The organism is Candidatus Angelobacter sp. (assembly GCA_035607015.1).
In the GTDB taxonomy this organism is placed as follows: Bacteria; Verrucomicrobiota; Verrucomicrobiia; order Limisphaerales; family AV2; genus AV2.
The window spans coordinates 22362-29924 of sequence record DATNDF010000016.1 but is presented as its reverse complement, the minus strand read 5'-3'; the positions used below and the strand labels follow the sequence as shown (position 1 = coordinate 29924).

General features: G+C 58.3%; 7 protein-coding genes. 6 read left to right on the top strand and 1 reads right to left on the bottom strand.

The window, feature by feature from the left end:
- The coding region (locus tag VN887_00670; protein ID HXT38512.1) for an MFS transporter at positions 1-1280 on the bottom strand (1280 nt) is incomplete at its 3' end.
- Positions 1281-1577: 297 nt separating this feature from the next.
- Here VN887_00670 and VN887_00665 point away from each other — a divergent pair.
- The 6 genes from VN887_00665 (at position 1578) to VN887_00640 (ending at position 7556) form a co-directional block, all read left to right on the top strand.
- Positions 1578-2144 carry a Maf family protein gene (locus tag VN887_00665; protein HXT38511.1) on the top strand — a complete coding sequence of 189 codons (567 nt, stop codon included), beginning with the start codon at positions 1578-1580 and terminating at the stop codon, positions 2142-2144.
- A gap of 50 nt (positions 2145-2194) precedes the next feature.
- Complete coding sequence (locus VN887_00660; protein HXT38510.1) at positions 2195-3046, top strand: ABC transporter permease; 852 nt, start codon at positions 2195-2197, stop codon at positions 3044-3046.
- A 38-nt stretch (positions 3047-3084) separates the two neighbouring features.
- The gene (locus VN887_00655) at positions 3085-3858 is read left to right on the top strand and encodes an ATP-binding cassette domain-containing protein (GenBank protein ID HXT38509.1); all 774 of its coding nucleotides are present in this window, start codon (positions 3085-3087) and stop codon (positions 3856-3858) included.
- 4 nt (positions 3859-3862) lie between these two features.
- Positions 3863-4984, top strand: coding sequence for an MlaD family protein (locus VN887_00650; GenBank protein HXT38508.1), 1122 nt, complete (start codon positions 3863-3865; stop codon positions 4982-4984).
- Positions 4985-5093: 109 nt separating this feature from the next.
- Positions 5094-5795, top strand: coding sequence for a response regulator (locus VN887_00645; GenBank protein HXT38507.1), 702 nt, complete (start codon positions 5094-5096; stop codon positions 5793-5795).
- A gap of 264 nt (positions 5796-6059) precedes the next feature.
- Positions 6060-7556, top strand: coding sequence for a PAS domain S-box protein (locus tag VN887_00640; protein HXT38506.1), 1497 nt, complete (start codon positions 6060-6062; stop codon positions 7554-7556).
- Positions 7557-7563 lie beyond the last annotated feature (7 nt).

Genomic DNA, 7563 nt, shown 5'->3' with positions numbered 1-7563 from the left:
ATGAGAAACAGGCTTTTGAAATCCACCACACCGTTAATGTTGAATGTTTCTCCGATGAGCTTCGGTCCGGCGATGTTGGCCGCCAATGGACCGAGGCCGAGGATCATCAGATTAAACAGGCCCTGGGCGCTGGCGCGCGCGTCTTTCGGAAAGAACTCATCAACAAAAATGTAAACCGTGGCGAAGAAGAAGGCGTAGCAAATTCCATGAAGCACGTTGACGAGGATGACGATCTCCTTGTGTTGGGGAAACAACGCAAATACGGCGAAACGTGCCGCGTGGCCAAGAATGCCGATGATCATCGTCGTCCGCCAACCGAGCGATTTCAGCGTAACGCCGAGGACAAGCATCGTAAGGATCTCGGCAATCTGGCCAATGCTCATCACGGGCATGATCCAGTTGCCTGGAATCCCCACGCCGCCCGCCGTCACGGCACTTCCAAGAAAGCGTCCTGTCCAGTTAAAAAAAAGATTATGCACCGTCGCATCGACGAATGTCACAGTCCACAACACCAGAATGAAAGGCAGGCCGAGCAGTTTCATCGCTTCAAGCCAGGCCAGCTTAGCCACCCCCTCCTCGGCCGGCTTTGGCGGCGTGTGGGGCAACGTCAGACTGAAAACAGCGAGGGCCAGTGATGCGACGCCCGCGACGATAAAAGTCCACTTGGTGCCCTGCTGGAGCGCATCGCCGGTAAGGCCTGAGCCCAACACGATGCCCAGCCAATCAACAAGCCTTTGAGGATTTGCCGCCTTCACCTTGTCCCAGTCCACAAGAATGAACGTGAACGGCCATGCGGCCAAAATCCATCCGATCGTGCCGCCCATGCGTACAATTCCAAATTCCTTCTGTGCGTCCTTCATCTGGGTGAAAGCGATCGAGTTCGTAATGGAGATCGTGGGCACGTAGAGCAGGCAGTGCACGAGCATGAGGAAAAAAAACGGCCAAAACGCCTGAACCCAAACCAACGACAGGATCGCTGCCCCGCCGATCAGATGACTTACGGCCAGGAATTTTTCCGCGGAAAAGTTGCGGTCGGCAAATTGATTGCTGAAAAACATCCCCACGATGGCGGCCGCCGGAAACGCATTTAGAATCAGGGACTGTTCCGAGAAGAAAAAAGATACGGCTTTGGGAATCAATGGTGCGAGAATATGAGGTGGTTCGGAAGCTGAAAAACCGAGGCTTGGCAGGTAGCCGAAAATGAGGGGAAACCACGCGCCCCATACGAAAAATTCCAGGACCATCATTAGAAAAAGTTTGAAGCGGATCGCTTTGTTCATAGGATTGGTTGATGCGCAGCGTAAGGGAAGCCGCCTGTTGTGGCAAGCAAAGAGCAAGCGCGGCTTTCATTAGTAGTCGTTGAGAGGCAACTGTGATCGCTGGAGAGAAATCGATAGCAGACGTCGTTCGATGAACTGCCTTCCGATTGCAAAGAGGCTCCGGATCGTCTAACTTTCCAAAGTGGCCTTCAAGGCGCAATTTCGTAAGCGATGTCGGCGGTCTTTACAGTGGCGCACTGCACGAATCCATGTTGATGGCGCGATACCATGCCGAAGACACCCGTAAGAACTGACACGATGAATCTGCCTCCGCTCATTCTCGCCTCGGTTTCGCCGCGCCGCGCGGAACTGCTGCGCGAGACGGGGTTGAAGTTCCGCGTCGTGCCCAGCGACGCATCGGAAACGCGCAACGAACAACTGACGGCCCGCGAATTGTGCCAGCTCAACGCGTACCGGAAGGCGCGCGCGGTGGCAAAGAAAATTCCCGACGCCCTGGTGATCGGGGCGGACACGCTCGTTTGCCTCGACGACGAGATCTTCGGCAAACCGTCCAGCCTTGCGGACGCCCGACAAATGATCGGGAAATTGCAAGGCCGCACCCACCGTGTGGCCACCGGCGTCTGTCTTATTCATTTGCGCCGGTTTCGCCAAAAGATTTTCACCGAGACAACCCGTGTGACGTTCCGCCAGCTCGACTCAAAGCAGATCCGTTACTACCTGGGCGCGATCAACTCGCTCGACAAGGCCGGCGCTTACGCGATTCAGGAGAAAGGAGACCTGCTCGTTGAAAGGATTTCCGGTTCGTATTCCAACGTTGTCGGTTTGCCGATCGAACGATTGAAGGCCGAACTGGCCGCGTGGTGACTTGAAAATCAACTTTTGACCCCGGATGCCTGAGTCACTACGCTCGCGCCGTGGAAAGCAGCGCCGCCGCCAACCTGCCGGACGCGGAGAAAGCCGCGCCGCCGTTACTGCTTCGCCAGTTTGATTCCGTTGGCAGGAGCATCGTCCGGTTCCTTGAGACCACCCGGGGATTGATCGCGTTCACGCTGATCACGCTCGGCGTGGCCGTCGCGAAATTCAACGTTTCCACGCACGTCATTCATCCGTTGATCCGATCGCAGGTGTACCGCGCCGGTCTGCGTCTGCTGCCGATGATCAGTTTTCTGGCGTGCGCGCTCGGGCTGATGATCATCGGGCAGATGGTTGCCCTGCTGACGCGCGTGGGCGCCCAGAACCTGGCCGGCACGGTGATGGTGACGGTCGTGGTGCGCGAACTGGGTCCGCTCGCAGCCGCGTTGCTGGTGCTGGCTCGCGTTGGCGCCGCTTACGTGATCGAGCTCGGCACGGCCCGCGCGCTCGGCGAAGTGGAGGCGCTGGAGGCACTGTGCATTGATCCGGTTCATTATCTGGTGATTCCGCGCGTGGTCGGGCTTGCGTTCGCAATTTTTTCGCTCACGGTCTATTTCATCCTCGCCGCGTTGATCAGCGGGTACCTGTTTGCGTTCGTGCAGGACGTGCCGCTGCTGCCGGGAGACTACTTCAAACAACTTGCGATGGCGTTGAGCTGGGAGGACTTCGCCCTGCTCGCGCTCAAGACGTGCTGCTTCGGAATCATCATTGCGGTGACGACCTGTTACCAGGGTCTGGCCCAGCCCTTGCGCCTCGAACAGGTCTCCGGCGCGACGACACGCGCCGTTGTACAGAGCCTGGTGGCGTGTGTGTTATTGGATGTACTGTTCATCATTGTCTACCTCGTGATGTGAACACCGGCTCGCGAACCACAGACTCGTCGACGGCTGCGATGCAGCCGGTCATTCAAATGGTCGGGGTTGCCGTTGGCAATGCCAGCGAGACCGGTACTGTTTCGATCGAGGGCGTTGATTGGAGCATTTCGACGGGAGACTACTGGGTCGTCGGTGGTCCGCCCGGCTCGGGAAAGAGCGATCTGCTGGCGACGATGGCCGGCTTGTACCGTCCGCTGCGGGGAACACTGCGTCTTTTTGGCAGCGATACTGCGGACCTGGCGGAGGACCACTTTCTCGCGGCGCGGATGCGCATCGGCCTGGTGTTCGAAAACGGCGGACGGCTGTTCAATCATCTGACTCTCGCGGAAAACATCGCATTGCCAATTCGTTATCACCATGGGCGCTGCGCGATCAATACGAAGGAGCGCGTCGAGGAGATCCTTGACGCGACCGATCTGGCGCAGTTCGCGAACTGTACTCCCGGCCAGATCAAACACGCCTGGCGCCAGCGTGCCGGGCTCGCTCGCGCGATGGCGATGCACCCGGACGTTCTGTTGCTGGACAATCCACTGGCGGGATTGGGGCCGCAGGAGTCGCGCTGGTGGAGGGAATTCCTGGTGAGTCTTCCCGGCGGCAATGCCGTGACGCGGGGACAGCCGGTCGCGCTTGTGGTCGCGTGTCATGACCTGCGTCCGTGGACAGATCAGGGGAAACAATTCGCGCTCCTGAAACAAAAACGGTGGTTGTCGGTTGGCGGACGCGCCGAACTTGGTTGTTGCGACGAGCCGCTGTTGCGCGAGTTGCTGGCGGCGGATTTTGCGATGGGTTGAACAGATGTCGCTCCAGGACCTGACACCTCAATTGCGGACGCGGCTCGGCCGGATGGAACGGGCCGTGGGCATCTTCGACGGCCTGGCGGCTGCGCTGCTGCTGTCGGGATTCGTCTATTACCTTTATCACACGGCAGTGCGGAAGGGGTGGTTTCTCACCAAGGTGACGTACTACACTTACGTGGACAGCGCCGCCGGATTGAAAGTGGGCGATCCCGTCAAGCTGATGGGGTTCGAGGCCGGCCAGATCACTGCGATTCTTCCAGAGAAACCAGGTTCGCCATACAACGTTTACATTGAATTTCGAATCACGGCTACAAATGCCGGTTATATCTGGTTTCCCGACTCTCACGTCAAAGTCACCGCTGCGGATTTTTTGGGGAATCGTTACCTGGAGGTGACGAAAGGCGGTAGTGCCGGTTGGACGAACCTCGACGGATCAAAGAAGGAATACTACGCCACATATCGAGAAGAAACTGTCGATGGTAAGAGAGTAATCACGGGCGTTTGGCAGGACAAGGAAGGCACTTATGCGACTTATACAAGAAACTCAAAATACTGGTTGCTGGCCGATGAATCGCCTGCCGTAACCGAGCGTCTGGAGAAGGTCGCGAATCAGATCGAACAAGCTCTTCCTGGAATACTTAATCTGACCAACCAGTTGACCGCGGTGCTGACCAACAGCTCTCAAGCGATGTCGAATCTCAACGCTCTGGCTCAGAACGCGCGGCCCGCTGCGACGAATCTGGCCGAAATCACCGCGCAACTGCGCGAGTTCAACGGCTCGCTCGGCCGCTGGCTCTTTTCCACGAACCTCAATGTGCAACTCGAACTCGCAGCGGCCAACGCCAATACCACGCTTGCCGGTGTTGACACCAACTTCGTCGCCGTCGCGGAAAAGCTCTCGCTCTCTCTCGACAATCTCGCCAGCATTACCAGCAATCTCAACGCGCAAGTGCAGAGTAATACGAACATGCTGGGCTCCATTTCCGCGGCGGTGATCCACATGGACGAACTGGTGCAGGGACTGAAACGCCACTGGCTGCTGCGCTCGGCATTCAAGACCAAGGCGACCAATCAACCGCCGTCACGGCCCGGGCTTCGCGCCGGTCCACCGCAGCCTTAGCTCGTCTTTCTTTGGGTGCGCAAGAGAAACAGCGCGATTGTCACTTATAGTCTGTTGAGCGAGACTGCTATGATGCCGACGGGTTCTCGGAACGAGAGCGCGCCCAAATATGCCAACAAATAGATCCGATGCCAAGTCCTTGTTCGCCACCGCGGTGAAAACATGGAGAGGCCGGCTGGGCATTTCCCAGGAAGAGCTCGCCGGACGCGCGGGGCTGCACCGCACGTACGTGTCGGACATCGAGCGGGGAGCGAGGAACCTCTCGTTGGAAAGCATTGAAAAACTTGCGCACGCGCTCGAGATTTCCGTTTCGACGCTGTTCGCCTCGCGTACAGCGCCGCATGAAACCGGAAGCGGTGATTCGCCCGACGAACTCGTGGAGATCCTTTTTGTGGAGGACAACGCGGATGACGTGGAACTGACGATGCGCGCGTTCAAACGGGCAAAGATCAGCAACCACGTTCAGGTCGTTCGCGACGGCGCTGAGGCACTCGACTTCCTGTTTGGCGACGGCACGCATATCAACCGGCGGATTTCCCGCCGTCCCCGGTTGATTCTGCTGGATCTGAACCTGCCGAGGATCGGCGGGCTGGAGGTGTTGCGGCGAGTCAAGAGCGACGAACGCACACGGATGATTCCGGTGATTGTTCTGACGACCTCCCAGAAGGACCGGGACATCGCGGAGAGCCGCCGGCTCGGCGCGGAGACCTACATTGTGAAACCGGTGGATTTCCAACGGTTCAGCCAGGTCACGCCGCAACTGAGCCTGCATTGGGCGCTGGTCCGTCCGGTTTCGGTGCCGCCTGCTTGAAGTTTCGTCTGACGCAGGTTGTGGTCGAACTGCGCGGCGGACTGTCGCAGCGATCGAATTTTAGCGGAGGGAACGTGAATGAGTTTCTGAACAACCACGGTTCTGCCGATGATACCGAAGGACATCGCTGGTCATGGCGGTCCAGGGCGATGCGGCTTCTCCTGGTTCCGTCAGTGATCATGTCCGGGTTGTGCCACCTGGACCGACCCCGCCGACTGACTTCATTCAGCGATCCACTGTGGAAACGGATCTTGCGACGCGCCAATGAAGCGTGAAGCTAAATCAGCGTTGCAGGAAAGCGAACGGTTGTACCGTCTGATGTTTGAAAGCAATCCGTTGCCCATGTGGGTGTACGACGCGCGGACACTGTCCTTCCTCGCCGTCAATGAAGCGTCCGTCCGTCGTTACGGGTACAGCCGCGATGAGTTTCTGGCGATGACCCTCAGGGACATCCGCCCCGGTGAAGATGTTCCCTTGCTTGAAAAAAGCGTCTCCATTCTGTCAAAAGCATTCGAGGATTCCGGCGTCTGGCGTCATCGGAAAAAGGACGGCACGATCATGTTTGTGGAAATTGTCTCGCACGAATTGGAGTTCGAAGAGCGGCCCGCGCGTCTGGTGCTCGCGAACGATGTTACCGCGCGCAAACGCGACGAGGAAACGCTGCTGCACTTTGCGGCGATTGTCGAATCGTCGAACGACGCGATCATCAGCAAAAACCTGGATGGAACAATCACCAGTTGGAATCCCGCTGCGGAACGCCTCTTCGGCTATGCCGCCGGCGAGGTCAAGGGACGTTCCATCGAGTTTCTTTTCCCGCCCGACCGGCTGGATGAGGAGCGACAAATACTGGCGAAACTCAAGCGAGGCGAACGCATCGAACATTTCGAAACAGTGCGCGTGCGAAAAGACGGACGGGCCGTGGATGTCTCGGTGACCATTTCTCCTGTCAAAGACGGCTCAGGCCAAATCATCGGCATCTCAAAAATGGCCCGCGACATCACCGATCGCCGGCGTGCCGAGGAGGAAATCCGCAGACTCAACAGAGAACTGGAGCAACGGGTGCATGAGCGCACCGCGCAACTTGAAGTCGCCAACAGGGAGCTGGAGGCGTTTTCCTACTCTGTGTCACACGACCTGCGGGCGCCGCTCAGGGCCATCGACGGGTTCAGCAGGGCGCTGTTGGAAGACTGCGCGAACAAACTTGATGACCGCAGCAAAAGTCACCTCGAACGGGTCTGCTCGGCCAGCCGCCATATGAACCAGCTCATCGACGATCTTCTGGATCTGTCGCGGGTATCCCGCGGCGAGCTCCGTCGCATGACCGTGGACCTGAGTGCCATGGCCCGTGGCATCGCCGCCGAACTGCAGCAGACTCAACCGCACCGCAGCGCGGAGTTCGTCATTGAGACGGGTCTGGTCGCTCATTGCGATGCCAGCCTGATCCGAATCGTGCTGACCAATCTGCTGGGGAACGCCTGGAAGTTTACCGGCAAGCTGGCGCAGTCTAGAATTGAATTTGGCTCTGCGCCGGGTAAGGACCAGCGGGCCTGCTTTGTGCGCGATAATGGAGCGGGCTTTGATATGGCGTATTCCGGAAAACTGTTCGGCGCTTTCCAGCGGTTGCACAGTGTCACTGAATTTGAAGGCACCGGCGTGGGCCTGGCCACCGTCCAACGCATCGTCCACCGCCATGGCGGGCACGTTTGGGCGGAGGGCGCAGTCGGAAAGGGCTCCGTGTTCTATTTTACCCTGCCGGGCTGAAGGGATC